Below are 26,396 nucleotides of genomic sequence, written 5' to 3' on the forward strand. Positions count from 1 at the left end.
AATGACCGCCTACCGTGAACTGGCCAGCCGAGGAATCTCCACTCACGTCGCGGCCGACTTGGTCGGGATACCTCGAGCGACCGCCACCCGGAAACCACGCATCCCGGTGGCCGGGCCGGCTTCGATTCCGGCGAACAAGATCGATGATGCCGACCGCCGGCAGATTCTCGCCGTCGTCAATTCGAAGTCGTTCGTGGATCTGCCGCCGATTCAGATTTACGCACAGCTGCTCGACGCGGGCACGTACTTGTGCTCAATATCAACGATGTATCGGGTGTTGAACGAGAACCAGCAAGTCAAAAACCGCCGCCGCTTGGCACGCCACCCGGCCCGGGCGATCCCAGAACTGACGGCAACGGGACCGGGCCAGGTGCTCAGCTGGGATATTACGAAACTCGCTGGCCCGGTCAAGGGGAAGTACTTCGATGCCTACGTGATGATCGATATTTACTCCCGCTACATCGTCGGCGCGTATGTCCACGCGTGGGAATCGGGCGAGCTGGCGGTGGAGATGATGAAGGAAATCTTCGGTATTCACGGCGTCCCGCAGGTCGTGCATGCCGACCGCGGCACGTCGATGACGTCCAAGACCGTCGCGGCGTTGTTGTCGGACCTGGAGGTCACCAAGTCGCATTCGAGGCCGCGGGTGAGCAACGATAATCCCTATAGCGAGGCGTGGTTCAAGACCCTCAAATTCGCTCCGACGTTCCCCGAACGCTTCGGCTCCCTCGCCGACGCGAAGACGTTCATGGCCTCGTTTGTCGACGGTTACAACCACGAACATCGCCACTCAGGGATCGGCCTCAACACGCCCGCCGACGTGCACTACGGCCTCGCCGAGGCGAAGGCCATCGAACGAGCAGCAACGCTGGACGCGGCCAGAGCACGCTTCCCCGAGCGATTCAGCACCAGCCACCCACCAAAGATCCTGTCCATTCCCACGACAGCCTGGATCAACAAACCAGCCGACAAACCCACCGAGAATGACCGACTCGAACTAGCCGCCTAACTCCCACTGGCCTCATTCACCTTGACGGTGATGATGGACCTAGGCCGTGGAATGGTGTGACTCCAACCTTGACTGACGCTTCTTGAAGCTGTCCTTAATTTGATTCGTCCACCGTTCCGCGGCTTGTATCAAACGCATTCGCCAGGCGGACATGACCTAATAGGAGCTTGACCAAGAAGTCCCATCACCGTCTTGTCTGCCCACCTGGCGAACGCGAGTCCACCCTGTTACTCGAGCGTCAGAGGAGCTATTCCCATCATGACAACCGACGACATCAGCGTCATCGCCGGCATCGACACCCACGCCGACACCCATCACGTCGCCATCATCACCAATTACGGCAAACACCTTGCCGATATGAAGTTTCTGGCCGTGGGATCCGGCTACCGCGAAATCGCCGAATACATCACCCGGTACGGACCGGTGATCGCTGTCGGCGTCGAAGGAACAGGGTCCTACGGTGCTGAATTAACCCGGGTCCTGATCCACGAGGGCTTCGAGGTGAAAGAGGTCAACCGACCCAATCGCCAAGCCCGACGCATCCACGGCAAGTCCGATCCGCTAGACGCCTATCAGGCCGCCGAATCTGTCCTCGCCCAGCGCGGCACCTCCACACCAAAAACCCGCGACGGTAACGTCGAAGCCCTCCGGGTGCTGCGCACCGCGCGCACCAGCGCGATGAAGGCACGCACCGCGGTACTAACGCAGATCAGCGCCATACTGACATCGGCCCCAGAGAGTATCCGGGCCAAATATCGGGGCAAGACCAGCGAATCCCGTGCCAAAAGCATGGCCACCTCGCGCCCGACCGGAGACATCACAGACCCCCTCGTCGCGACCGCCGTCACGCTCAAACGCATGGCCGCCCGCCATGCCTACCTCACCACCGAGATCGATAACTGCGACGCCGAGCTCGCCCGCATTATCGCCGAGCACGCCCCCGCCTTGACCCTGATCAAAGGTGTCGGCACCGCCGTAGCCTCCCAACTGCTGGTCACTATCGGCGACAACCCCGAGCGCCTGACCACAGAAGCCCAATTCGCCGCATTGGCCGGCGTCGCACCGATCCCTGCGTCATCGGGCAAAACGACACGGCACCGGCTCTCCCGCGGTGGCGACCGCGCCGCGAACTCCGCGATTCACCGCATCGTTCTAGTGCGCATGGCGAAGGACCAACGCACCCAGGATTACGTCGTCAAACGCACCAGCGAGGGCAAAGGCAAGAAGGAGATCATGCGCTGCCTCAAGCGCTACGTCGCCCGCGAAATATACCGCGTCCTGCAAAACCCACGGCCCGGCCTGCTCACCAACGACCTCCGTCCACGGCGCCTCGCATTGCACCTCACCCAGACCGCAGTAGCACTCGAACTGAGCGCCTGGCCCAAAGCCATCTCGCGAATTGAACGCGGCGCCACCCAAGATCGAGTCCTATCTGAGCGCTACCGCGCATGGCTCAGTGAACAACCGAAAGTCAGCGCTTGACAACAATAGGAGCATCAACTTCCGGCGGACCATGCCTGAAACGATCAATACCCTCACCACGACAGGCCTTGGCCTTGCCATCGGAACCCCATCACGTGCTTGGTGCTTATCGTGGTGATCTACGTCAGGTACACCTTCGGACCGAGATACACTGTCGGACCTGACATCACTGTGGGCAACACGAGCAACTTCACCACGACGCGACGTACGTATCGACGACACACTCACAGCATCACGATCGCGTTGGTCCTGCTCTTTTTCACAGGTCTCGCGCTCTTCCTGACAATAGGTAGCGGGGACTTCGTGCCCGTCTACTCGCTCGAAAGCTCAGAGACGATCCTGCCGACGCAGGCTGGCGAGTCGCTCGGCAGCCCGTACCTCACTGTCGATGAGCGAAAAGAATATGCCGGCTTTACGACCCGTGGTGCCGATAAAACTCTGGCAAACCAGACAGTGGCGCTCACGGCAGATGCTGCGCAGCACAGCGGTTCTGTCATACCCGATCCAATTGCGGCAATCATCGACGACGCCGACGCTGAAACAGCTCGCTACGAGATTGAGACCTGCACACTGACCAGCGGTGACGTTGGGCCTGGCGCCAGGCCTAGCAGTTCGACCTGCACTGACCGACAAACGCTGCACATTCCGACAATCGCGGTAGCTCTCAAGGAGAGATCCGTGGCTACGAACTAAACGCTGACGGCCGCCTTTTCCTAACTATTGGCACTTTATTGATTTCTCATAAAGCGCCAATAACTCTCTAAACCTTCAGCACAAATCAGTGCCGGAACCTCCCACCACAGAAAGGCGAGTAACCCGATCATGACTACCTCCACACCCACACAGATACCTACTCTGGTGCAGACGCGCCTGGTGCAAACGACCGTCGTCAAACCGTCGACACACTTCGAGACCGTCGCTGTCACAGCGATCGCCTCGGGGTTGCTCCTGGCGCGTGCTGACGTAGAAGAAGACCCGTGGCGTACCTGGCTGGACTCCAGCTACACCAAGACCGTCCGCCGGGTGAAACGTCCCATCGACCTCGAGCGTGTACGTGCTCTCGGACTACCCAACGCTGAGATTACCCTCGGAGATGCGGTCGCAATTGCATTCGTGCCGAGTGATCCTGCTCAGAACCCACGCGAGATCAGCCGGCTTCAGGTCTCCGGACTCGATCTTGCCGGCGACGATACGCAGCTTCTTCAGGCCGGTCTCTTCCGGCCGCGCGCTGCGACTGCACGTATCGAGATCAACAGCGACGTGACGATGAGCACGGGCAAGACCGCGGCTCAGGCCGCGCACGCTGTCTGCTCGTGGCTGCTGACTCAGGACGATCAGACCCGTCTCGACTGGGCTCGTGAGCCGGGTATCAGCCTCAGCGCGGTCAGCTTCTCACGGCATCCCGCTGAAGCGGGTGAGCTCGAGGTCCCCGTCACCACCATCGTCGACAACGGCTTGACCGAGATCCCGGCCGGAACAGCGACCGCCCGCGTCTATCTCGCTCGCCACGCGTAGCTCACGGATGATGGTGGCACCGATTGGCTGACGCTCGTCGACGACACTAAAATGCCTGGTCAGCCGTATATCCGTGTTTCTCGAGTCGGCTGATGAGTGCCTTGAGCCGGTCAATCCACCGGAAATGTACCGGCGATCCGATTCCATCGCCCGTGCACGAGGTCTCATGGTCAACAACACTAAAACCCCTGGTCAGCGGTGTTATACGTGCTCAGACGGTAAGTGAGTATACGACAGGTACCTTCGATGAAAACAGCGAAATGCCACGCTTTCCTACCCTCTCATCAGGCTAAAAAGCTCAATGTACCGGATGTACCGGATGTACCGCCAGATTGAAGAAACCCCTGTGTGTGCGTGTGCGCAGGCGCGCATGTGTAGGGTTTCCCTGATTACGTGGTGCATCCGGTACATGCCTCTGTGTCTTTCTTCTCTCTATTAGATAAATAAAGGGTAAGAGAGCCAAAAGATACCTAAATCATGTACCGGCGATGAAAAAAAGACCTCAATCGCCGGTACATGACATTTTCTTGCTTTCTCAAAAAGCATCGATCATCAGGTAATTTGAACAACGAGCCTGTGGCTTTCTTTTTTTCAATCGGTGCCACAAAGGCCATTAACGGCTGAAAACCGACGGTACAGTACACGCGAAATACCAACGAACACCCACCTCTGAAGGAGGCAACCGCATGCACAACACTGAGCAAACCCTCGGCACCGCGATCGCGGAGCTGAACTGCGTGCGACCAAGCACGAACGCCTCCCTCGACGAACTAACCGCCTTGAACGTCGCACGGGACTGCGTCGACCAGCTTCTTCGAAACTGTGTTACCGAGCTCCGCGCTGATCCTCAGACGACCCACACCTGGGGAGCTATCGGCTATGTGCTTGATTCGTCTGCCCACGCCGTGCAGCAGAAATACAGCCCCACACCCACTGTGCCTGCGCTCACCGAGCCAGCACCTGCACCATTGCTGGAAACGCAGCCTAACCATGAACCCTCAGACGCTGAAGTGTTCTGGGAGGCGTACGCCGGCTGCTTCTCGTGGAACTTTCTCCCGTCCGATTTCCTTCATGCTCTCTACCTGCGCTGGATGGACACCGAACGACCCGGGATAACCCCCCTGCAAAAGTGTGCGCTCACCCGACGATTGAAGAAGGTCATCGCGAGCGAAAGCAGCCCTGGCGAATGGTTTTATACACGGGCCCGAGCGCACGCGCCGATGAGTGCGGCCGAGCCAATCACCGCGCTTGTTCCGGCCTGGACACCCGACACCTCGGACAAGCCTCTGTACGGAGTCCGTCGACGCACGTTTATACAAAAGCCACTCGACGCCGGCACTGGTACCCACCACCGTTGACAGCATCCAACCCCGCACAGAACACCTATAGACCGGCTTCGCCCCGTTCGTTTAATCTGGAACCAACAACGGGGAAAATGGCCAGGACCAGCGCAGCCAGCAGCAGCGGTCGCAATGCGATCTGGGTTGATCCCTCGAGCACGCTGTTTTTCCACTATTTCGGCGGCCACGTGCCCACGATCAACCGGGAATGGATCGAAGCCTTGATGCTCTCGGCCAACAGCGCCAGCGGACTGGTCTGCGTGCCTGAGCCTGTGTCCGACATACCCACAGCCAATCGATTAAGAGACGCTAGTTACGCGCACAAGAAACTGTTACATTATTACGACTTAGTAAAAAAAGAGGTGATTTCCATGACTGCACTAATCCTCGCCTGTTCCGCGCGAGCCGCCAGCGGTCTGAGCCAAAGCGAGCTCGCGCTGCGTTCTGGAATCGCCGGATCCTCGCTCTCGCTCATCGAGCACGGCAAGCGCGAACCCACGGTTGCGACTCTAGAAGCACTTGTGCGCTCTACAGGGCACACCCTAGTGACGATCCCCACGCTGCGCGCCGACGCGGCTGGCATCGCCGCTCAGATCAGTGCTGTGCTGCTTTATGATCAGAGCGAAATAGCGACTCCCGCTACCAACATCAAAAAGACGGCTCGAGCCTTCCGCCGATTCATTCAGCTCGCCGACAATCTTGCCGCTGAAGTTGGTGCAACCCGCGTCGGCCTCGCCCTCACTGAGCCGGCACCTATAACATGCGGACACGATTCAGCACAGTGGGACGCGGCCATCGCGGCGCTCTGCGAATACCGCCTGAACGCCGACTCTTTACCCGTGCCCCAATGGATCACCAACCGAGCTGGGAATCCAGGCAACCCCTGGAAGCCCGAGACCACGGTCTACGACATTCCTGCGGATCTGACTCAGGTGCCCGCAGAGTTCCTGAGCCGTGGCATCTTGATCGAGGCAGCAACACTGGTGAGTGTCTAGTGCCCGGCGAAGCGCTTGACCGCGACGATCTGATATCGGGACTCAACGCGGTCATCGCTAAGCTCCGTGCGGCAGGACAGCCCGCAGGAATCCGCATCATCGGTGGCGCAGCACTCGCGTTACGGTACTTCGATCGGGACACTACTACCGACATTGACGCGCGGCTACAACCCGAAGGACCCATCCGGGCAATCGCCACAGATGTTGCCAGAGAAAACCAGTGGCCGTCAGATTGGCTCAATAGTGCTGCCGCGCAGTTCATTCCGACCTACGGGGCAGACCCTGAGTGGGAAGTGCTCTATTCCAGCGACGGCATCACCGTCGAGGTCGCCTCGCCGCGCGCTTTGCTCGCGATGAAACTCAACGCTTCTCGTGCTGGTCGAGATGATCAGGACATCGCCAACCTTCTTGCCATCTGCAAAATCCCTGACATCGACGCGGCAGAGGATCTGCTCAATGAGTATTTCCCCGGCGATGCGCTACCCGACAAAGCTCTCAGGATCTTGGTGCCCGTGTTCGCTCACGGGCTCCCCGACATCCCTGCTGTGCCGCCTACGCCGGTGCTTGGCTTAGACCCCGAACTGCCAAGTGTTGAACGCCCCATTCGGGCAGATCTCACAGCACGGAAGCAACGATTCCCCGAGCTGCGGAACATGACGCTCGATCCATATGGACTCGGCGCGGCAGAAGATCACAACCCCACCACCAAAAGCGACTTTCTGCCATAACTCGACGTGTCCCGATCCGCAACCGGGTGCTAAATCAGACGCAACACACCAAAAGATAAAGTTATCACTGACCTGAATCACTGATAAACTTATCATCATGCGCACACCTCTCAACAGCCCGTTTAGCCCCGGTTCCGACAGCGTCCCTGAAGTCTGGGCCGGCCGCACTGAACAGCTGAGCGACTGGCGCGACGTGGTACGTCCCAGACGTGTAGCTGGACTCCCCGAACGAGGCAGGACCATTCTCGGAGAAGCCGGTCTGGGTAAATCAGCCCTGGTCAGACGCATCGCTCGCGACGCCGCTGCCGCTGGCGACTGGGTGACGCCCCAGCTGCGCATCCCCTCGGGTGCTGATCCTCTCAAGATCGTCGCGGCTGCGATTCTGACTCTCGCAGACCAGGCTGGGCTGGCCTCGTCCAGAGAAGCCAAGATCAAGAAATCCCTCAGCCGCGTACAAGCTGTTGCCGCCAGCGGGATCTCGCTCTCCCTGCGACCCATCGACAGCAAGCACGAGGGCCCTGAGCCATACACCGTGCTCACGGAGCTGCTCATCGAGGTCGGCCGCGCTGCCCTGGCCAAGGGAAACGTTATGGTGCTCATCCACGTCGACGAGATCCAGAACATCACCGATGAGAACGCGCTCTCGCAGCTCCTGATCGCGCTCGGTGACGCGCTCGTCTACGAACAGCCGATCACCGCGCCCGGCGGCGTCAGGGTCTCGCGCTCGTTACCGATTGCTGTGTATCTCACGGGACTGCCCGACTTCGCCGACATGACCGATGCGCGAAAGGGCGCCACGTTCACACGCCGCTTCAAGACCACCGTGCTGTCGGCGATCGACGACGATGATCTCGCGTCTGCGCTGCAACCCTTCATCATCACTGGTTGGCCCGTTGCTGATGAGCTAGGCGGCATCACGAGGATAACTCTCGAGCCCGGCGCCGCCGAAGCGATCATCAAACTCTGCTGCGGAGAACCGTTCCTGTTCCAACTGGCCGGTGAGCAAGCCTGGTACGCCGCCACAGGGAACATCATCACGCGCCCGCAGGTGCTGGCCGGCTGGAAACGCGCCCGTCCTGAAGCGATCACCCACGTGGAAAGAATTCTTGCTCGCCTCCCGAAGCGTGAGCTGGACTTCGTTCACGCCATGGCCGAGCTGCCTGCCCGGGAGCGCACGCTCACCCGCGTGGCTACGGAGATGGGCTATGAGAAAACAACAGACGCCGGCCCGACGTCGCAGCGACTGGACTCAGTGCGTGGCATCATCGAACGCGGTAAGCCGTACACGTTCCGGCACCGAGCCGTCGAGGCGTACCTGACCAGTGATTGGCCGGACGTGGGCTGATAAACCTGAGAACACCTGACGGACGAAGAACACCTGAAGAACCAGAAAGGAGGGCCCCCACTATGAGCACCGACAAGAAACCCGCACTACCCACCGAAGACGTCGTCGACGCACGTATCGCGCGCATCGACGGCGCGATGGGCGCAGCCGGTCACATCATCACTGACCCGACAATCCGAGAGATCCTCCGTGACCAAGCAGCTAACAGGATAACGGGCGACGAGGCACGCGTGCTGATGGCCGCCCACCGGAATGCTCAGCGGAACGACCGCTAATGCCACACCAATACGCCTGGGAAGACTACTTCATCCCTGGAACACAAACACTGAAAAACCTTTTCGGACTTGTCGATCCAGAAGAGCTTCGCACCAACGAGGAGGATACCGTTGCATCACGCATGCTCGAACTGCAAACTGCACCGGTACCAGGCACGTTCGACCTCACGCACATACGGGCTCTTCACCAACACCTTTTTCAAGACATCTACGGATGGGCCGGAGAGGTTCGCACTGCACCATCGGCGGACCAGTCCCCAATGAGCAAGGACGGCGTTGCGTACGCACCCGTCGATCGCATTGCACCAATCTGGACGACTGAGCGCGCCCGTATCGCCAAGAAGCCCACCCTGCTACGCGGCTCGAGCAGTGCCGCCGACTTCAGCACCCGACTCGCGCGATTTTGGGGAGAAATAAACCATGCGCACGCGTTCCGTGAAGGCAACACGCGCACGCAAGTGATGTTTTTCGAGCAGCTCTGCGAACATGCCGGCTACTCGCTCGACATCGCCAGGCTCGCACCGCAGCACCCTGAAACGCTTCGCGAAGCCTTCGTCGACGCCCGGTACTATTTCCAACTCCGCGGTGATGCTATGCCACTGGCTGAGACGATCACACAAGTGCTCACACCGCTGACTAAGCAGACAGCTGTTGACCCGCCGCAAACGGCAGTGCTGAAAGCATCGCTCGATTCACAAGAACAGAATCGCAGATTTCCAGAATTACGGTATGTACAGCTCGATCCATACGGGCTCTCAGAAGAATCACCGGCACAGAACGACGACTCTCAGCTGAGTTGATGACATACCCGAAAGGCCCCAACAAACGCCTCACCGCATTCAGAAAGGTAACGACAATGACGACACAAAATAGCTCGGCGACTCCTGCTGGCCAGCCGTACGCTGACATCGAACGTGCAATGGCTGTCATCGAAAAGGGCCAGCAACTCGCCGGCCACTTCCCCAGCGCCGAAGCCCTCGACTCCGCGCGACGAGTTCTAACCGGCGAGCTAAGCCCCGAAGGTGCGGAAATCGAACTTAACGAGGCACTCGCTCGCATCGTCGACGAGGAACGTGATGCCATAAATGGCAGCTGATGACCGATACACAATCCCCGGCAGTGGTGGTGTCCTTAAAAACAAGCTGGGTCTAACCAGTCAGGACCGACTCGATCGAGCAATGAACGAGAGTGCAACCCGTCGCTGGTCGATCATGGTCCGAGAATCAATCCCTGACCAGCTCGATCTGGACTACCTCACCACCATCCACCGTCGCCTACTCTCGCCGGTGCTCACATGGGCCGGCGAGATGCGTCGGTTCGGAGACGAAGTAATCGCAGGCGGAACGGGGATCGTCTACGCCCGATCCGAGTTCTTCCGCAATGGCCTCAAGGACGTCTTCGGACAGCTGGCTTCAGAGGATTACCTGCGCGATCTCAATCCTCGTGAATTCACAAATCTGCTCGCCGACCGCTGGGGCTATCTCACAACGATTCACCCGTTTAGAGACGGCAACACCCGATCTCAAAGTGCCTACGTCGACCGTCTCGCTGTGCGCGCCGGGCATCCGATCGATTGGCCACAAGTAGATGTACCGACGCTGAGGTCGCTGAGATTGTCAGCGATGACTGGAAGTGAAAGGCCCTTGGCCAACTACCTCTACGACCGGCTTGCACCACAAAATAGCGCAGACTTTACAGACGCTCATTCAGCCAACGTGTTTGCCAAGAGTGATGCCGCAATACAGCCTGATACCCCATCTCAACAAACTGGGTTATCAGCCTCACAATCTGATCTTGACGAGCGCCGTCGGCGGTTCCCTGAATTAGACATCAACGATCACAATTCGCCAGAAGCCGATGCATCTGAGGGACTTGGCTTGTAGCTCACACGCCCACCAACGACACGGAGAGGAATCACCCATGGCCGACCTACGCCACCTATCGATCACCGGTCGTGAATTCACCGTCCAGATCGAAACAACCTGGATGTACAGCACGACGTGTTTCCTGCTTCCAGCAGACCCCCCTGCTCCAGAAGTCACAGCTCCAGCGCCCAGCGAGAACCCCCTGGACTGCGACACGATGATCCGCTTCAAGTTAGTCGCTTTCCCCGGGATGCCCTTGAAGGGCCTCATCACCCATATCTCTGTCGAGCCTGCCCAGCAGCGCTCGGGCCTGGGCACAGCGATGTGCCTCGCGCTGGCGGAAACATATCCTGGCCGCATCTGGGACGTCGAGTGTCCCAACGACGCCTCGAGCGCACTCTTCACAAAGCTGCACCTCGCGCAGCCTGATCGGTTCGTTGAGCAGGGGCTTGTGCATCCGTTCTAACGGCAGTGGTTTTACCCGCAATACCCCAACCATCCAGGCCTGAACCCAACTTCAGACACGACCCCATGTGACGCATATATGTCGCTTCAGAGAGGTGTCACACATGTCACATACCTCCCAGGTCCAATCTCTAATCACAACCTCAGATCAGCCCACTATGGCGTTGCTTTCGGCGCAGGATATTGGCGCCTACGCATACGAGCGACGAATCCGCCTCGGTATGTCACAGAATGAACTGGCGCAAAAAATCGGCGTCAACAGCCGAACCATCCTCCGTTTCGAGAACGGAAACGGTGCGAACCTCACGTCGGTACTGCATATCCTCAACGAACTCGGCATCGAACTGCTCGGCAGAGTTGCTGCGCCATAGATCAAACAGACCAGCGAAGAAAATGGACGACGGATTTATCCTGATCAAGAAGCCCACATCGCATGTGATTGTCAGACTGACATCCCGTCAGCACCCGACGCTAAACTAATTCGCTTCCAGTGCCTCGACCGCCTCGGCCCACGGGTACTCCTGAATCGCTGCCTCGAACGTTGTGCCCGTGCGTTGCCCCGGTAAGACTTCCACTTCTTTGCTCGCAAGCAGCACACCGCACATCTCTGTCGCTGGCTCGGTCAGAAAATGTAGCTGCACGTGATGACCGTCGATGATCCCGAACACGACCGAGCTGAACGGGCCCGTTGGTTTAGCCATAGCCTGCGCGAGCTCGGAGCCGAGAAGAGCCAACTCGTCGTTGACGAGCTGCACCAGTGTCTCCGTGCCGAGAACTGTCACCGCAGTCGCCTCAGGGTGTGTCGGAGCAGCCGTTGTTGTCGACGCATCCACCTCAGACGCACGTTCGGCAACATCTCGCTCAACAGCAGACGCCCACACCCACGCCCGATGAGTACCGCGATCGTTCCACTCGATATACACAGCACGAGGTGTCCAGGCCCGAGCCAGGCCGCGCACGCGCACAGCCACAGCTGGGTACCTCACCCAGGCCAGCACCGGAGTGGGTGCTTTTGCCATGGTCACCGGAAGCTCGCTCAGCTCACCCGGTGTGAGGCTGAACGGCCGAGGCACGAACTCGCGGTCGTCGTCCGGTTCAACCTGGTCTAGCTTCTCGGAAGACACTGGACTTTTCGGCTGGCTAGCTGGCTAGCTGGTTCGCAGGACGTACGGCACCAGGTGATCGTCGGGAATCTCGCTTCGCAGTTTCTCGACTGCGGACGCACTGTCGGGTGCTTCGACGCTGGCCGATGTTGATTCGGCCGCGTCGCGGGTGCGGTGTGCGAGTCCCCAAAGCATTTGTCTATTATCCGTTACCTGATGTTCGCGGCACTCAGCACACACAAGCCACAAGCCACTGAATACCAAACACACCATCCCGCCAGCAACTAGGTTGATCGGGTACAAACTTCTCTGGGGGCCACAATGAATGAAAGAATTAAGCGCACGATCTTGGGCGCGGTCGTCGCGTTCGCTCTTACCGTAGGGCTTAACGGGTGTAGCGCAACTGGCGAAGTCTCGACCGACGGCGATAGCGCAGGCAGTGGGCTCAACGTATTCATTCCTACCATCACCCACGAACCTTCGGGCGGAGCAACACAACAGCCGAAACCTCCCGTCCTCGCCGTCGGCGACACCATCGACACAGGGATCGTACTCCCAGCCCATCAAAGCGCGTACACCCTGGCCGACGGACGAGACGTTGTTATCGACCGGGCGATGCCGGTATCCGAAGAAGTCTTGGTCGACGCACGGGCGCTGGGGCTTGCAATCGACGATCTCGAAGCGGACTCCTATATCCCGCTACAGGCAATCGCGGGGAAGCTCGAGAAGTCCATGGTCATCACCCAGTTTCGGACCGTCGCTAAACTCCGAGATGAGATAAACAACACTGAGCCGGCGAGGCTCATCTATGTCTTGATGGCTAGAGGAACGTACCTTGACGGGAGCACGTCGCACTCTGAAGCTGAGACGGATGCGTTTGCCGCGGCTTATGTCGCTGAGCAGGGCGGTGCTGAGGCAGGTTGGCAGATTCTGAAGCTCTACTAAGGAACGGCCGGAGCACGAACTCGTTCCCGTAGTCCGGTTCGACCTGCTCTAGCTTGTCGGTAGACACTGCACTTATTGGCCAGCTGGCTGGCTAGTTCGGCGCACGTACAGCACCAGGTGATCAGCCGGGATCTTGCTGCGAAGCTTCACGACTGCGGACGAACTGTCAGGCGCTTCGACGCGGGCGGGCGTTGATTCAGCCGCGACGCGCGTGCGGTGTGCGAGGTCCCAGAGCATGATTCCATTATCTGCCATCTGCCATCTGCCATCTGCCATCTGCCATCTGCCATCTGCCATCTGCCATCTGCCATCGGCTATTGGTGGTGGAATACTGACAGACACAGTCCCCAAAACTGGCTATTCTTGACACGTATAACTGTCAAATGCGAGAGGCGCAGCCATGGTCACCAGACGATCGCCGGCACGAACGAGGATGCTCAAAGAGCTCGGCTCGAACATCACCCGGTGGCGCAAGCTCCAAGGCCTCAGCGCCACAGTGTTGGCCGATCGTGCTCACGTCACCCGTGACACTCTTCGGGGCATCGAGACCGGCACCGGCGCTGCCCGCATCGACTCGCTGCTCGCTGTGCTGACTTCTCTCGGCATGGCCAACACGGTCATCGCCAGCACTGACCCCTGGAACTCGATTGCTGGTCGGGCACTTATGGACGACCACATCGGCATGCCCAACGAACAGCGGTAGGTTCGCTGGCCGGGCATACTTTCCGCCGTCGAGCACATCCGATCTGAGTAGCATAATGACGACCGCATTCCCCTCTAACAGCTATAGTGGATATATCGATCGTCATTAACTCCGGAGGTGTGCTGTGGTAACAGAACTGTCTAGTGCCATTATCAGGGCCGCGCGTGAGATGGGCCGGGACTTCACTGGCTGGCGGAAGGTTCTCGGCCTCACGGCCGCCCAGGTCGCCGACCGTGCTGACATCACGAGAGACACGCTCCGAAAGCTCGAGCACGGCGATCCAACCGTGAGCTTCCACGTCGTGTTGCGCGTAGCCCGCGCCCTCGGCATCCTTGAGACGATCACTCAAGCACTGGATCCGCTGGATACCGATCTAGGCCGAGCCCGCGCCAGCCAGCTTGAGCGGAAGCGTATTCGATGACGCTCTACGACGCACTCGAGGTACACGTCGAAATCGCTGGAGAAACCGTGCTCGCGGGACGAGCGCAATTCCACCGCAACCGCGGCAACCTCACCTCAACGACGTTTCAATACGACCAGGGCTACCTGGCTCACACCTCCGCGTATTCACTCGACCCGGCGCTTCAGCTCGTCTCCGGCACGCAACAGACACAGGGTCTGCCCGGAGCGTTCTCCGACTCAGCGCCAGACCGGTGGGGACGCAACCTCATCAAGAAACGCGAGCGACTCCTCGCGCGCGCAGAGTCACGCCGACCACGAGACTTCGATGACGCGGACTTCCTAGCCGGGGTCAGCGACGTCACCCGCCAAGGCGCTCTGCGTTACCGTACTAAACCAGGTTCTGCGTTCCTCGATCCGGAACACACCGTGCCACGGCTGCTCCGTCTTCCCGAACTTCTCCATGCGGCCGACACCGCTTCACGCGACACAAGCGACGACGGATACGAGGCCCTCAAGCTGCTTCTGGCGGCGGGAACGGGGTCCCTCGGCGGCGCTCGACCAAAAGCTGCCGTGCTGGACACCGACGGGCGCCAGCTCATCGCGAAGTTCCCACACCCGGAAGACGAATGGGACGTCATGGCTTGGGAGGCGACCGCACTGAATCTCGCCGCTGCGGCCGGAGTAACCGTGCCCCGTCGACAGCTCGTGCGCGTCGATGGGCGGCACGTGCTCCTGCTCAACCGTTTCGAACGCGCTGAGAACGGTAACAGAATCGGCTACACGAGCGTGATGACCATGCTCGGGCACCGCGATGGCGAGAGCGCCGACTATGTCGACATCGCCGAGATTCTCTCCGAGGTCAGTTCCCAGGCGACAGAGGACTCGTCCCAGCTGTTCCGACGCGTCGCAGTCAGCGTCGGATTGAACAACACGGACGACCACCTTCGCAACCACGGGTTCCTCCGCGTCCGAGGAGGGTGGACGCTCAGCCCAGCGTTCGACGTGAACCCGAATCCAGATCCGGAGCTGCGGCAGACCACGATCGCTGGTGCCGACTCACCCGCCGAGGAAGCCGCGGGGCTCATGGAGCTGGCCCGGTCCTGTCGGCTGTCCGCAGTCGACGCACGGGGTGTGCTTGCGGGCATCGCCGACGAGATAGGCCGGTGGCAGGAAGTTGCCATGAGTAACGGCGTGCCACAGTCGCAGCTTGCCAGGTTCGAGGCGTCGTTCGCGACCGGTCTCAAAACTCTGCGCGCGGCGTGACTGAACCCAGCGTGGGAACCCAACTCGTTGGCTTGAGCGCGTAGCAAGGCGATCTGTGGCCAGGTCGAAAAAAGCTGTCCGAACAGAGTGCCGCGACTGATGACCGACCAGGCTGGCCAGGCCGCGCGCATAAACCGACTCGATGGTCCAATCCCTCTTTTTCAACTCAGCCTCATCTCACTTCAAGGGGGTGGTTTTTTACCCCCGATAATCGCACTTATCCCTACTATTGGCGGGGTTGTGCCAGTCACATTCGCGCGACCTGGAGCAGGATCTACGGACTCGGAAACCACCAAGCGCACAGAAAACTATCTGCCGGCCGGCGTCCTTCCATCACAGTGGATGGCGACGCGGGACGGTTCAGACCGAAGCCGACAACGGCGTTCAGTGCGAGCGCGGGGAGAGCGCTAGCAAAGTATTTGGGTGAGTTCGCCGCGATGTCACACGTAGCGACCTGGCCGGCGTCGGGAATTGGCGAGAGCCCACTGCATTAGCGGTGGGCCCTCCTTAGTCACGATAACCGACCTCACTAATAACGCCATCCAAAAGCAATTCACACGAGTTCCGAATGGAGACTGAGCCCAGGGTTGACTGGGCCGATTGCGGGCCATCGGCGGGCTCAGTGCGCACAGCCCTGGGTGGCTGGGAGTTTCCGACGAGTTCGGTGATAGTGACGAAAATTCCTCTCTTTTTCCAAACTTAAAGTCATTAACGTCATGATTAGATACGACTCAAACCACTGAAACCCCCATAATTCAACGGCTTCTGGATTTGATCGCTTAACGAAATTTCGGGTGAATTGTTTCTGGCCTAATAGTGACTCATGCCTGAATAACGCGCATGCATACTCGCTTTCACTACCTCGAAGCCTCCAAAGTCATCGGCGCGTCTGCGAAGCATTCCGTCACATAATGCCCGTTATTGCGGCGTTTCTTCTAAAGTCAATCATTTTTGTGGCGCAAGACTAGCGATCCTGAGATTTTTCGCAGATAAATTCATGTGGACCGTAATTTGCGGAACTGAATAGACACAGTTTCTCCGAGCTCCACCGCGTGCTACGTTCCTGTATTGAACTGATCGCTTCAAAACGCAGGTCAGACTTCACTGCAGGTGGCCATGCCCGCTGAGGGTAGATGGAGGGGAATAAGAAATGAAGCGCACGATATGCGGTTACGGGCGCGGGTATACGCTGTCTGGTCCCGGTGAATCCTATATGGAGAGTGCTGGACGGATCGCTAAGAACGCATTTGCCCGGAACTCGATTTGTTTGCAGGTCGCAGGTCGCAGGATGGTGCAAGCGTGAGCAGCCAGCTACGTGCGATCCGTGGCGGCATCGGTCTCATGAACGACAGTCGCGAAGTGATCAGTCGTGCATCGAAGGAGCTTATTCAGGCAATCGTTGATGAAAACGACTTGGAGTATGCCGATCTCGAGTGCCTATGGTTTACAGTCACACCGGATTTGAAATCTGACATTCCGCCTCTCGCTCTTCTGGAACAGATGGGCATCAATATCCCGGCTCTTTGCGCCGTCGAAGCTGACTGGGAAGGGCAGCCAGAGAAGACCATCCGAGTGCTCGCATTAGCTCGCTTCGACGGGGAAGCAGCCGTCCAACACGTCTTCCGCGGTGGCGCAGGCCCTGAACGCCCAAATGTCGCTGGTCAGACCCCCAATATTGAACAAAGCCCGTTGGATGAGAGTCTCAATACAGCTTCAATCGGGTATGTTGGCTCGAACTTAAATATCGCAAAGGCGCATCGAAGCACCGCACTGTCACCCAAATTAGAGCAGCAACTCACGCGTATCCTCGGTGAGTCTTCTGAATCTCTCATCTTCCCGGAATTGATCGAGCCGAATGTATCCGGATTTGCGCCGCGGCGCATTCTTGCGATTCTGCGCCCGCACAGCGTAGAACAGGTCGCCGAAATTATCCGTGCCTTTCAGTCAGGCGCTGAGCCACCGCTCTATGCCGTTTCAACCGGTCGCAATTGGGGTCTAGGCTCGCGCGGCGCTGTTGAGGACGACTCTGTGCGCCTCGAACTCGACGGTCTTAACCAGATCCGAGACATTTCCGTTGCCAACGGATGGGCCGTCATCGAACCAGGCGTTACACAACACGATCTGACTACCCGACTCCTAGGAAGTCGCAGGATTCTTAACGTCACCGCCTCGTCGGCACATACGAGTATTTTGGGCAACGCCCTCGATCGCGGTGTGGGCTTACGGAGACAACGCCTGCATGACCTGGTCGGAGTCGAAGTGATAATGCCTGACGGTGAGTTGGTGCGGCTTGGCTGGTGGCCTCACGAAAGTGGGTCTGCACCGAACGCCGCGGGCCTGGGACCATCCTTGCTTTCGCTTTTTAGCCAATCTGATCTGGGTATCGTGACTGCTGGAGTGATCCGGCTCATCGCCCGGCCAGAAGTCCAGCATGTACTTCGGCTATCGTTCGGCGCCGACCGGTTAGTTTTGGTGGTTGACGCTATTCGACGCTGGCAGGCACAAGGACTATTCCAAGGGGTCCTGAAGATCTACGACGCGACGTCTTCGACCTCGTACGGCAGCAAGGATGAGGATGGATACAGGGCTCATCTCAGCGTCGGCGGAACAGCGGCCTCGGTCTCGGCGCTACTCGGAATTCTGACCGACGAAGCCAGCGAAACTGGCCTGTTTTCTTCGATCGACCGTTCCGATCAAAAGCCGCCGACGGAGGATGACACTGTTGCACGGGTTGTCGAAGCTGGCTTCGCTGGTGACACGAGCCTTCATGAGCAAATGCTTCGCGCAGCCACGGGAAGTGAGGCCACTATGGTCGACACTCATGGTGGGGGGTGGATCTTCTTCCTTCCGCTGATCCCGTACACAGGTGCGGATGTTCAGTCAGCGCTCTGCCTGCTCGATGAGGTTCACGAACAAACTGGCGTTCGGGCAGGAGCAACGATTAATGCTCTTGACTCCGATGTCATCGACCTTGTGGTTTCCTTGCGCTTTGACCGGAGTAATGAGGAAGAAGCGGCCAAGGCCCACCGTGCACTTGATCGTCTATACGAGAGTTTTACCGAATCCGGCTATTGGCCGTACCGACTCGATACTGAGCACAGCGCTTGGGCAGATCGGCTCGGCAATCCTGCAGCGCGAGCACTCGGACGTCGTCTCAAGGCGATGCTCGATCCTGACCAAGTCATCGCGCATGGTCGGTACTCCTAAATCGTCGTTGCCTCTAGAAGAAAAGGGACGTTTTCCATGACCACAACCTTTCACACGAAAGATGCCGAGTCCGTCGGCATCCCCTCGAACAGCGAAGAGATCCTCGACGCGGCTAGAGCGCTTCAGTCGTGGCTGAGCGAGCAGTCTTTCCGTATTGAGCAAAACAGGAAGTTGCCCAACGATGTGGTGGACCGCCTGCGCGCTGCAGGCATCTTCAGGGCAGCAGCTCCTGCCACATGGGGGGGGCCAGAAATGAACTCGATCGAACAGACCCTCCTCGTAGAAGTCATCGCAGCCGGAGACGTTTCTGCCGCTTGGTGCGCGATGATCGGCATGGACTCGGGCATCTACTCTGGCTTCCTCGATGACGGTGTAGCACGTCAAATTTACGAATCCATTGACTCAGCTCAATCAGGATGGATCTATCCGCATGGAAAAGCGATTCGGGTCGAGGGTGGGTATCGAATTTCCGGACGTTGGCGTTTCGGTTCTGGAATCACCCATGCAAATGTGATTTCTGCGGGTTGTACGGTGTACAACGAAGACGGCACTCCATTCACTGATGAACTCTCAGGGGGACCTGAATGGCGAGTCATGCTCGCCCCAGCGGAGGCCTACGACCTCATTGACACCTGGCACACCACGGGCCTCGCAGGTTCTGGTTCCTTTGACTATTCCGTCGATGAGCTTTTCATTCCCAAGGAGCGTAGCTTTACTTTCAACCGTCCTGTCCGTACCGGGCCGTTGTATGATGCCCCCGACGCGATTCTTCGGAAGATGGCCGGTGTTCCTCTCGGTATGGCAAGGGCTGCGCTTGACCACGTTCGAGGCCTTGCACTCGATCGAGTTGATCGTGAAACCGGTATCGCATGGGCGGAAGATCCGCGCGTGCAGCAGACGATCGCTCAACTGGAGATGGAACTGTCTGCGGCCCGGGCGAGCGTGTACTCGACTCTTGAGCGTCAATGGGCAGCTCTTGAGGTGGACGCCCCACGCGATGCCGATGCTCGCGTCGAAACTGCTCTCGCGCGCTACAACGCATTCCGCACCGCGAGGTCGATTGTGCAGCGTCTTTATGACCTTGTCGGGGGAGCAGCGGTTTACCGCGATCGTTCCCCACTCGATCGCTGGTTGCGCGATGCGAACACCATGTGCCAGCACGCAGTCGCACAAGACTCCATTTTGCGGCTATCCGGCAAGGTCCTGCTCGGTGGCGACTCGGCGTCGCCATTCTTCTAAAACACCAGAAGTTCATCCGCAGCGCCACGAATTAAGAATGGTGCTGCTAAGTAAGAAAGGAGGCACGTCGTGGCTTGGACCGCACGGGTCGTTTTATTTTCTGAAGTTAACTCCAAACTCGGCTCGCCGTTTCTGGACATGCTTCATCATCATCCATTGATTGACCTAGCAGCAGTTGTTACAAGTCCACCAGCGACCCTTTGCGACTATTTCATTGGGGACACGCAAACAGTGGACCTAGAAGATCAGGCAAAGAAATACGGCGTGGAGGTTCTTCGACCTGCCAGCGTGAACGACCCGGAAGCCGTATCGGCAGTCAAGTGGCTGGAACCTGATTACCTGATCGTCGCAAATTTCCAGCAGGTCATCAAAAAAGGCCTAATTGAAGTCCCAAAAGTCACATCGATCAATTTCCATCCGAGCCAACTCCCACTCTATGCAGGTCTTGCACCCTTTTATTGGATGGTACGCAACGGCGAGACTGAAGGGGCGGTCTCCGCAATCGAGTTGGCAGCAGGGCTCGACACCGGCGCGATTATTTCCCAGCACAAGACTCCACTGACCGGTCGAGAGACAGCAATCGAACTGCGCACTCTCCAAGAGCGCGCGAATGTGCTCATGCTTCTCGACTTGATTCCGAACCTAGCAAAGCGTTCTTTGACACGTCGGGAGCAAAACCTCGGCGAGCGCACCTACTTTGGCCGCCCGGGGTCCAAAGAGTACCGGCTCGACTTTGCCTACCCGGCCAAAGTTGTTGCTCGCCACGTGCGAGCAGGTTACCGGCACCCAGGTGCATTTGCAGAGGCTTTGGACGGAAGCCGGATAACGATCCTGTCGGTCGCCCCGTCAGGAACGAGTAGTCCCCAAAGTGAGCTTGTTCCTGGTCTGATTCGGGACACAGCGGATGGAGTGTATGTCGGTTGTGCAGATGAATGGCTACGCATCACGACCATAGGCATAGGGGAAGTAGAAGTTCCCGCCCAAAGTGCACTGCTTGTCGACGGGCAGCGCCTTTTCGTCGACGAATCCGTTGCAAGCGGATCGAAGAGTCTGGCATGAGCGTGCCACCGAATCAGCGACCTACCGAAACCAAGCCTGAAGAGTTTTATCTGCCGCGTGGTGAAGGAAGACGCGTCTGGCTCAACGGGGACGTCTATACGTTGAAGGTAGGCGGGGAACAATCGCGGGGAGCATTGACGCTAATTGAAGCATCCGTGCCCCCAGGCGGGGGTCCGCCACCACACACTCATGATGTCGAAGACGAAGCCTTTTATGTCATTGATGGAGTGCTCGAAATTATGGCAGAAGATAATCGCTACGAGGCTGGGCCTGGAGACTTCGTATTCATACCGAGAGGTACGGTACATGCTTTCCGCAACAATGGCGCCCTGCCTGCTAAGCAACTCCTGATCTTCACGCCAGGCTACTACGAGGGATTCTTTTTTGAAGCAGGATCCCCTGTCATCGAAGGTCGTCAGGCGCCACCAAGAGACCCGGCCGATGACGGGCGAATCAACGACGTCGGTGAAAAATACGGCTCGGTGCAGGTGCAATTCCGACCTGAACTGTTCGAAGCGCCGACCACAGAGTGACCTTCAGGATGAATAGGCAACGCGAGAGCGAACCACCAAAGACGACTTTGAAAGAGGTAACAATGAGCAATCACGGCGAACTGAATGGACGAGCTGCGCTAGTAACGGGCGGAGGCCGAGGAATCGGTGCTGCTATCGCCCTCAGACTCGCTGAGGAAGGCGCCGACGTAGCCCTTGGCTACCATTCCAATTCTGTATCGGCCGAGGAAACCGCGCGCAGCATTGGAACGGCGACAGGGCGTCGAGTCGTAGCGATCCAAGGAGACGCGGGTGATCCAGCAGCGGTAGCCGCCGTGGTCGATCGTTCCGCCGAACTTCTGGGACGCCTGGACATCTTGGTCAACAACGCGGGAATTCTTGACCCGGAATTGGCCATGATCGATGAGCTTGATCCGGAACTCGCAAACCGCATCATTGACGTAAATGTGCGTGGTCCCTTGTTTGCTGCAGCAGCTGCCGCACGCCATCTGGGCAGGGGAGGTCGGATCATCAACATTGGCTCCTGCGTCGGCGATCGGGTACCGGGTGCTGGCTATACGATCTATGCGACGTCCAAGGCCGCCATCACCGGAATGACTAAAGCCCTCGCCCGGGACCTCGGGCCACGCGGGATCACTGTAAATGAAGTCGCTCCAGGCGCTACAAACACTTCCATGAATCCTGAGGACGGGCCAAACTCCGCGGAGCAGAAAGCAACGTCGCCATTTGGGCGATTTGCGAGCCCAGAAGAGATCGCCGATGCGGTGTTGTACTTCGCTTCGCCGAGAGCAGCGTTCACGACAGGGGCTCGGCTTGGAGTCGACGGTGGCCGCAACGCATAAAATGCCCATCTACGTTAGGGTTTTGGATAGATTCGTTCAGAATGCTAGTGTGGGCCAATGGGAAGACCGCGTCAGTTCGATGAACGCCAAGCGGTGGCTGATGCATGTCAAGTGTTTTGGGCCAAAGGCTTCGACGGTACTTCCACGGCGGATCTCTGCGAGGCTATGGGGCTAAACAGAAGTAGTCTTTACAATACTTTTCTGTCCAAGGAACAACTTTTCCGGCTGTCATTGGTGCATTACATTGCAGCAACGACAGCTAGGCAAGACAAGTTTCTTGAGGTTCCCGGGAAGAGTGGCCTGGAGCGTCTCCGAATACTCTTGACGGCCATTGCGGAGGATGAAATTGCCAGCCGTGCCACTGGCAATGGCTTCGGTTGCTTTATTGTCAACACCATCACATCCATTGCTGCTCGCAATGCCGAGATTGCCCACCTCATCGATGCCGACCTGCAGAAGCGCATCGCAGCGTTAAGTGCCGCGGTGCAGATTGGGCAAACCGATGGGTCGATCAACAAAGAGCGGGATCCTCGCGAAACCGCTTGGTATATAACGACTGTCATTTCGGGAATGCGAGTCTCGGCACAATCAGGCGCAAACAAGAGAATTCTGGACGCTCTTGCCGAGATCGCGCTCCACGCTCTCGCCAACTAGTTTGCACTTCACTGCAGCACTTGTTACCTGACGCGGAAGAGTTCATCTCAAGCTTCAACCCGGTCACCTAGCAAGCGGAAGTATTGCGATGCTCGTCAATCACTGCCGACTCGCTCATCGTCATTCTGAACTGAACTATTCAATACCCCAAGTCGCCTAGGAGGAACAACCAATGCCAAAACCCGTTTACCTTATGTCGCTCGGAATCTTCGTGATGGTTTGCAGCGAGCTACTTGTCAGCGGACTAATGCCGCAGATGTCGAGGGATCTTGGCGCGAGCATCCCAGAGATCGGCTATCTCGTCACTGCGTTCGCCCTGGCGATGGCACTCGGCGGTCCGCCCCTCACCCTTGCCGTGATGCGTATGAGCACGAAAAGGGCACTGGTCACGCTATTTATAGTCTTCTTGATTGGAAATGGACTAGCCGCGTTGTCGACGTCCTACGGCACGATTCTGGCCGGTCGCCTCATCACCGGAGCGGCTTCGGGAGCCTTCTTTGGCGTCGCACTGTCCGCCGTCGCCCAGATTACCGCTCCCGAGGTGCGCGGACGTGCAACGAGCCTCGCGCTGCAGGGGCTTATGCTCGGCACCGCACTTGGACTGCCGCTGTCAACGCTTATTGGCGGCCAGTTAGGTTGGCGAGCGGCATTCCTTGCGATCGCCGTCCTGACCGTGATCATCGCTGTCGCGACAATGCTGGCGCTGCCCAATCTGGCGCCAAAGAACGCAGGCGGTCTGCGCGCAGAAATCCAGGTATTCCGCAGTCCTCGTTTGTGGTTCATCATGGCAACGTCGACGCTCATCATTGGGGCAACCTTCGCCGCTTTTTCGTACTTTGCGCCAATTCTTACGGAAGTCACCGGTTTTTCCGAGTCAGTCGTCCCGCTTTTACTGCTTGGATACGGCGCAGCGACCGTGGTCGGCAATATTATTGTTGGTCGACTCGCGCAGTCGCACACGATCACAGTGATAGTCATCGGCCTGCTGCTCAACATCGTGTTCCTGATCGGCTTTGCGCTCTTCGCCCAGGTTCCGCTACCGGCGATTATCGGGATGATTGGTATTGGGCTGGTGGGCATTACCTTGAACCCGGCCATGATCACGCGTGTCCAGCTGGCCGGCAATACGGGCGCCCTCGTCAACACCGCGCATTCTTCGTTCATCACCTTGGGTGTTGTTGTCGGTTCTTGGCTTGGTGGCTTGGGGATCAGTGCTTCTGGGCTCAGGGCCCCGCTCTGGGTTGGCGCTGGCCTCGCGGTTCTTGCAATCATTGCGATGGTCCCGGCAGTCCTAGGCAGATCTCGCACCTGTCGGGAGACGGCGGCCGAATCCGGAACTCCTGAACTAGCTGCCGCCGAAAACTAGCTAGTAACAATCCGCATTCTCTCTGGGCACGTATCCAGCGTGCCTGACTCCTGTCAGGACAAGGCGCGATCGCTCGGCATGAATTAGGGATTCTCGATCCTTCACAGTTCGGGATTATCAGCCAGCAAACTGCGGCTAGGCACCTGCACCAATGACCTTGAACGTGGGAGAACTACCGTGCAAAACAGTCAGGAAAACCGGGCACACCTAGTTCAGCGCACTAGGCTCGGCCCGACATGCTTTCTTCTCCGCCTCCGTACAACCAGGGGAAATGAAATCCGTGCCGGTGAAACCATGAGAATACGCATTTCCGAGCATGGACACGAGGAGCGCTCGTCCTATTTCACTGTTCTCAGCTCACGTCCTGGCGGTGAAATCAGTATTCTGACGCGTGTCAACCGGCGCGGAGGGGTTGCGGATGCTTTGGCTCTTCGATCGGAAGTCGGTGACGCTGCATGGATATCCCAACCATTCCCATCAATTATCGATCGTTTTAGAAACCTGAGTGGTTCGGTTCTGTGTCTCGTTGCTGGTTTAGGAATATCGATGATTGGTGGAGTCGCGGAGCATAGTCTGACGGTTGACGCAGATATTGTTTTCTTCGGAAAGCAGGAGGACTGCGCTGCAATTCCTACGACGGCGATTCACCACGCCTATCAGCGGTCGGCTGCCCGGGGGCCCCGAAGTTTCTATTTATGGAACTCCACGGTGCAGGGGCGCCCGATTGCCGTTGATATCGAACAGATGATCCGTAGACATCGGTATTCAGCGGTGATTGTTTGTGGCCCAGATGGATTCTGCGACTTTATTTGGTCAGCATGCGGTGAGTTGGGAATTAGCCGCCAACACGAAGAACAAAAATGGGGGATTGCGGCGGTTCTTGACGAGAACTTGTTGGAGTAACCAGTAGAGCCGAGTATTCGCTGATACCTATTCGACTCGATTCATTTGGATTCCGCCGCGGAATATGAACCGGGGCCGCTGCCGCGATCCAAGCCTGATTGTCGGCGGCCAGGACAAGCGGGGCGCTTTCCGGCCGATGCTATATGCGGTGGCGACGTCTGAGTTACCCAGACTGTCCCGGACAGTGTGCCCTCTTCGTAGGGGGTCTACTAAAAATGAGAGATCAACAGCGCCACCGACTAATTGAATATTGGCTTCTGTGGGCTCCACCTGTGGTGCGGGTGAGCGCCATCGCCGGGTCGGGCGATTGGGGTGGGTGGGCACCGATCGGTTCCCGAAAAAGGTTCACCAGCAGGAATTCGCTCTCCTGCGCCCGAGGGACATCCAAACGCTCGAAAACGTAAGCATCGACCGCCTTCACCACTAAAGAATCCAACGCCACTGACCGGCTTCGCTTCGATTTCGCCCACGCACCATTGATGTTATCCCGGCGCACGACATAAATATCTACTGAGCCGAGCAGAGCCTACCGACATGTGCTCGGGCAATGTATGCAGTGTCCCGAGCTGCATTAGCTGAATCAGTGCAGCAATGGTGGATGACGTCGATGCGTCCGCCATCGCGCGCAGGAAGCGTGTGATCTTTGGTTGATGCAGCGGATGTGGACGTTGAAGAGCTCGGCTGGAGAGGTCGGTGGCTGGATGAAGAAATAGCGCTGCGGCGGGCAGCCAGCGATTCTGGTCTTGATTGTAGTCAGTGTCGAGATATAGGGTGACGGTCTCCATCGTGCGGTGTGGTGTTCCGATGTACCAATCGTCCGCCGGCAGGAGCGCTAGCGAACCGGGCAACATCTCGAACTGGCCAGCCTTATGGGCGATCGTAGAAGAACCGCGCACGAGGTGTACGAGTTTGAGTCCTTCGTATGCCAGTGGATCGGTGACGTTCATGAAAGTCGCCCGGCGCACGACGAGGGGCTGCGACATGAATAGGGTGCTGCCCGTGACTCGTGTCACCACACGCGGAGCGCCGGGTGCTCGCGACTGCCCAGGAGAGACGCTTGAGGCAGGTTGATTCATGATGAGCCGCGTTTTGGCGGGGACCGGCTAATTCGCGGCGTCAGATTCGTGGCGTCGCGCGAGACGAGACGGCGAGGAGGGCTCCGCCGTCTGAAGTTCGCAG

General features: G+C 58.3%; 29 protein-coding genes. 26 read left to right on the top strand and 3 right to left on the bottom strand.

What is annotated here, in order from left to right; translation table 11 throughout:
- The 14 genes from BMW72_RS15830 to BMW72_RS15895 all read left to right on the top strand — a co-directional run.
- A partial coding sequence (locus BMW72_RS15830; RefSeq protein ID WP_092112278.1) for a DDE-type integrase/transposase/recombinase occupies positions 1-1,009 on the top strand: 1,009 nt, incomplete at its 5' end.
- Between the two features lie 258 nt (positions 1,010-1,267).
- Positions 1,268-2,491, top strand: a complete 1,224-nt coding sequence (locus tag BMW72_RS15835) for an IS110 family RNA-guided transposase (RefSeq protein ID WP_092112280.1) — start codon at positions 1,268-1,270, stop codon at positions 2,489-2,491.
- A gap of 111 nt (positions 2,492-2,602) precedes the next feature.
- Positions 2,603-3,184 carry a hypothetical protein gene (locus tag BMW72_RS15840; RefSeq protein ID WP_134450476.1) on the top strand — a complete coding sequence of 194 codons (582 nt, stop codon included), beginning with the start codon at positions 2,603-2,605 and terminating at the stop codon, positions 3,182-3,184.
- Positions 3,185-3,313: 129 nt separating this feature from the next.
- Positions 3,314-4,006, top strand: coding sequence for a peptidyl-tRNA hydrolase (locus BMW72_RS15845; protein ID WP_092112284.1), 693 nt, complete (start codon positions 3,314-3,316; stop codon positions 4,004-4,006).
- Between the two features lie 686 nt (positions 4,007-4,692).
- The gene (locus BMW72_RS15850; RefSeq protein ID WP_092112286.1) at positions 4,693-5,364 is read left to right on the top strand and encodes a hypothetical protein; all 672 of its coding nucleotides are present in this window, start codon (positions 4,693-4,695) and stop codon (positions 5,362-5,364) included.
- Between the two features lie 77 nt (positions 5,365-5,441).
- A complete protein-coding gene (locus tag BMW72_RS15855; RefSeq protein WP_092112288.1) occupies positions 5,442-6,341 on the top strand; it encodes a helix-turn-helix domain-containing protein in 900 nt (299 codons plus the stop codon).
- Positions 6,341-7,069, top strand: a complete 729-nt coding sequence (locus BMW72_RS15860) for a DUF6036 family nucleotidyltransferase (RefSeq protein ID WP_092112290.1) — start codon at positions 6,341-6,343, stop codon at positions 7,067-7,069. The genes BMW72_RS15855 and BMW72_RS15860 overlap by 1 nt, the downstream gene beginning before the upstream one ends.
- Before the next feature lie 97 nt (positions 7,070-7,166).
- Positions 7,167-8,414, top strand: a complete 1,248-nt coding sequence (locus tag BMW72_RS15865; protein ID WP_092112292.1) for an AAA family ATPase — start codon at positions 7,167-7,169, stop codon at positions 8,412-8,414.
- Between the two features lie 62 nt (positions 8,415-8,476).
- On the top strand, positions 8,477-8,689 hold the full coding sequence (locus BMW72_RS15870) for a hypothetical protein (RefSeq protein ID WP_092112294.1): 213 nt from the start codon (positions 8,477-8,479) through the stop codon (positions 8,687-8,689).
- Positions 8,689-9,489, top strand: a complete 801-nt coding sequence (locus BMW72_RS15875) for a Fic/DOC family protein (protein WP_092112296.1) — start codon at positions 8,689-8,691, stop codon at positions 9,487-9,489. The genes BMW72_RS15870 and BMW72_RS15875 overlap by 1 nt, the downstream gene beginning before the upstream one ends.
- A gap of 56 nt (positions 9,490-9,545) precedes the next feature.
- Positions 9,546-9,785, top strand: a complete 240-nt coding sequence (locus BMW72_RS15880; protein ID WP_092112298.1) for a hypothetical protein — start codon at positions 9,546-9,548, stop codon at positions 9,783-9,785.
- Complete coding sequence (locus BMW72_RS15885; protein WP_092112300.1) at positions 9,775-10,572, top strand: Fic/DOC family protein; 798 nt, start codon at positions 9,775-9,777, stop codon at positions 10,570-10,572. The genes BMW72_RS15880 and BMW72_RS15885 overlap by 11 nt, the downstream gene beginning before the upstream one ends.
- Before the next feature lie 37 nt (positions 10,573-10,609).
- Complete coding sequence (locus BMW72_RS15890) at positions 10,610-11,020, top strand: GNAT family N-acetyltransferase (protein ID WP_092112302.1); 411 nt, start codon at positions 10,610-10,612, stop codon at positions 11,018-11,020.
- 103 nt (positions 11,021-11,123) lie between these two features.
- Positions 11,124-11,390: a helix-turn-helix domain-containing protein gene (locus tag BMW72_RS15895; RefSeq protein WP_092112304.1), complete on the top strand. Its 267-nt coding sequence runs from the start codon at positions 11,124-11,126 to the stop codon at positions 11,388-11,390.
- A gap of 105 nt (positions 11,391-11,495) precedes the next feature.
- On the opposite strand, the gene BMW72_RS18850 is transcribed toward BMW72_RS15895, so the two are convergent.
- A complete protein-coding gene (locus BMW72_RS18850; protein WP_166787835.1) occupies positions 11,496-11,801 on the bottom strand; it encodes a hypothetical protein in 306 nt (101 codons plus the stop codon).
- A gap of 366 nt (positions 11,802-12,167) precedes the next feature.
- Positions 12,168-12,317, bottom strand: coding sequence for a hypothetical protein (locus tag BMW72_RS18855; RefSeq protein ID WP_166787836.1), 150 nt, complete (start codon positions 12,315-12,317; stop codon positions 12,168-12,170).
- A 126-nt stretch (positions 12,318-12,443) separates the two neighbouring features.
- Here BMW72_RS18855 and BMW72_RS15905 point away from each other — a divergent pair, with 126 nt between their 5' ends.
- The 12 genes from BMW72_RS15905 to BMW72_RS18485 all read left to right on the top strand — a co-directional run bounded on the left by BMW72_RS15905 (position 12,444) and on the right by BMW72_RS18485 (position 25,217).
- A complete protein-coding gene (locus BMW72_RS15905) occupies positions 12,444-13,067 on the top strand; it encodes a hypothetical protein (protein WP_092112306.1) in 624 nt (207 codons plus the stop codon).
- 400 nt (positions 13,068-13,467) lie between these two features.
- A complete protein-coding gene (locus BMW72_RS15915) occupies positions 13,468-13,770 on the top strand; it encodes a helix-turn-helix domain-containing protein (RefSeq protein ID WP_092112310.1) in 303 nt (100 codons plus the stop codon).
- Positions 13,771-13,894: 124 nt separating this feature from the next.
- The gene (locus BMW72_RS15920) at positions 13,895-14,191 is read left to right on the top strand and encodes a helix-turn-helix domain-containing protein (protein ID WP_338419475.1); all 297 of its coding nucleotides are present in this window, start codon (positions 13,895-13,897) and stop codon (positions 14,189-14,191) included.
- Entirely contained in the window at positions 14,188-15,435 is a 1,248-nt protein-coding gene (locus tag BMW72_RS15925) for a type II toxin-antitoxin system HipA family toxin (RefSeq protein ID WP_092112312.1), read from the top strand. The genes BMW72_RS15920 and BMW72_RS15925 overlap by 4 nt, the downstream gene beginning before the upstream one ends.
- A 1,299-nt stretch (positions 15,436-16,734) precedes the next feature.
- Positions 16,735-18,642 (top strand): chorismate mutase, encoded by a 1,908-nt coding sequence (locus tag BMW72_RS15930; RefSeq protein ID WP_092112314.1) that lies wholly within the window; start codon positions 16,735-16,737, stop codon positions 18,640-18,642.
- Positions 18,643-18,678: 36 nt separating this feature from the next.
- Complete coding sequence (locus BMW72_RS15935; RefSeq protein ID WP_092112316.1) at positions 18,679-19,881, top strand: acyl-CoA dehydrogenase family protein; 1,203 nt, start codon at positions 18,679-18,681, stop codon at positions 19,879-19,881.
- 69 nt (positions 19,882-19,950) lie between these two features.
- Positions 19,951-20,940 (top strand): methionyl-tRNA formyltransferase, encoded by a 990-nt coding sequence (locus BMW72_RS15940; RefSeq protein ID WP_092112318.1) that lies wholly within the window; start codon positions 19,951-19,953, stop codon positions 20,938-20,940.
- Positions 20,937-21,473 (top strand): cupin domain-containing protein, encoded by a 537-nt coding sequence (locus BMW72_RS15945; protein ID WP_092112320.1) that lies wholly within the window; start codon positions 20,937-20,939, stop codon positions 21,471-21,473. The genes BMW72_RS15940 and BMW72_RS15945 overlap by 4 nt, the downstream gene beginning before the upstream one ends.
- Positions 21,474-21,535: 62 nt before the next feature.
- Entirely contained in the window at positions 21,536-22,294 is a 759-nt protein-coding gene (locus BMW72_RS15950) for an SDR family oxidoreductase (protein WP_092112322.1), read from the top strand.
- Positions 22,295-22,351: 57 nt separating this feature from the next.
- Entirely contained in the window at positions 22,352-22,948 is a 597-nt protein-coding gene (locus BMW72_RS15955) for a TetR/AcrR family transcriptional regulator (protein WP_092112323.1), read from the top strand.
- Between the two features lie 172 nt (positions 22,949-23,120).
- Positions 23,121-24,314, top strand: a complete 1,194-nt coding sequence (locus BMW72_RS15960) for an MFS transporter (RefSeq protein WP_092112325.1) — start codon at positions 23,121-23,123, stop codon at positions 24,312-24,314.
- A 294-nt stretch (positions 24,315-24,608) separates the two neighbouring features.
- A complete protein-coding gene (locus BMW72_RS18485) occupies positions 24,609-25,217 on the top strand; it encodes a ferredoxin reductase domain-containing protein (RefSeq protein WP_134450477.1) in 609 nt (202 codons plus the stop codon).
- A gap of 482 nt (positions 25,218-25,699) precedes the next feature.
- On the opposite strand, the gene BMW72_RS15970 is transcribed toward BMW72_RS18485, so the two are convergent.
- The gene (locus BMW72_RS15970) at positions 25,700-26,200 is read right to left on the bottom strand and encodes a hypothetical protein (RefSeq protein ID WP_092112329.1); all 501 of its coding nucleotides are present in this window, start codon (positions 26,198-26,200) and stop codon (positions 25,700-25,702) included.
- Positions 26,201-26,396 lie beyond the last annotated feature (196 nt).

The sequence above is a fragment of the Cryobacterium luteum genome (genome assembly GCF_900110125.1).
Lineage (GTDB): Bacteria > Actinomycetota > Actinomycetes > Actinomycetales > Microbacteriaceae > Cryobacterium > Cryobacterium luteum.